General features: G+C 41.7%; 1 protein-coding gene. It reads left to right on the top strand.

From position 1 onward, the window contains the following. Window positions 1-352 precede the first annotated feature (352 nt). Window positions 353-1,329, top strand: a 977-nt coding sequence (locus tag H5232_RS15960; RefSeq protein ID WP_182831178.1) for an IS4 family transposase, incomplete at its 3' end; no start/stop codon positions are given.

Here is a 1,329-nt window from a genome sequence, read left to right as displayed (position 1 = left end):
AGAAGCGCGTTTAGTGATGCTACCTTACGAAGCCCATGGTTATCGTGCCCGTAAAAGCTTATTACATGTTTTATGGGAACAAGAGCAGTGGCTGGATAAATACTTGTTAACTGACGAAGCTCCTGTAAGCGATGCTCAAGCAAATACTGAACCTTCTGTATCAGAGTAAATTCAAAGCGCGGTTTATGCCGCGCTTGTTAATTTAATTATATGGGGAAGAAGACCTAAAGTATTCCCAGAATTAGCCTTTATATATCAATAAACTAACAGTATTAAAAAATGTGGGAAGCGAGGGAACATTCATGGTGTTTTGTGATCTTATGAATCGTCAAAAACAACAGAGCTAAACACCATGAATGCTTTTACTATTTTGCACAATATGCTCCGCGCTGTCACCCCTAAATCAATTCATAAAGCCAGATTTAATACCTTAGTCGCTGCCGTTAAATCTCTATTGCGCTGTCAGCAATGCACCTTGACGTCTATCGGTCGCAATTTGAATTCAAAAACAACTGAAAAACATGATATTAAACGTATTGATCGACTGCTCAGTAACCACGAGCTTTTGCTTGAATCAACAACGGTTTATGTTCACTTAAGCCGTTTTGTGGTCACTGAAAAGCATCCCGTCATTTTGGTTGATTGGAGTCATGCAGATACACAAACCAAATATTGTATTCTGCGTGCCAGCATTGTCAGTGAAGGTCGCTCTTTAACCCTGTATCAGGAAAGTGCATTCAGCTTTCAATATCATTGCCCAAAAGTACAAAAACGGTTCTTGAAGATGCTCAAACTGATCTTGCCGAGTGATTGTCGGCCCGTTATTGTGACGGATGCGGGCTTTAAAGTTCCTTGGCTCAAAGCCGTGCGAAACAATGACTGGCATTATATTAGCCGAGTTCGAGGTACGGCACACTTGAAAACGCAGGGCAGCGATGAGTTTGTTCCATGCCAGTCACTATTCAAGAGCAATCAACGTAAGAGCCAGTATCTTGGCGCGACCGAGTTGACCAAAAGTGCAAAATATCAAACGCATGCAGTGCTGGTTGGTAAGGGGCATAAGTTATTAAAAAGAGATAAAAAACGTGGTTATAATGAGCCTTGGCTACTCGTTTCTTCACTTCCAAAAAGGCACCACTTTCTCGAAAAAGTGCTCAAATTATATGGCATGAGAATGCAGATAGAAGCCGGATTTCGAGATCAAAAAAGTGTTAGGTTCGGCTTAGGCTCAGATCTGCACAGAACGAACAAACTCTACCGATTAGACATACTTTTACTGCTCGCAACACTGGTGCATTGGTTCTCAATGATGCTGGGTGCAGTGATAGA

The organism is Pseudoalteromonas sp. SG41-5, from assembly GCF_014164495.1.
GTDB lineage: Bacteria > Pseudomonadota > Gammaproteobacteria > Enterobacterales > Alteromonadaceae > Pseudoalteromonas > Pseudoalteromonas rhizosphaerae.
This window is presented reverse-complemented; position numbering and strand designations above follow the sequence as displayed.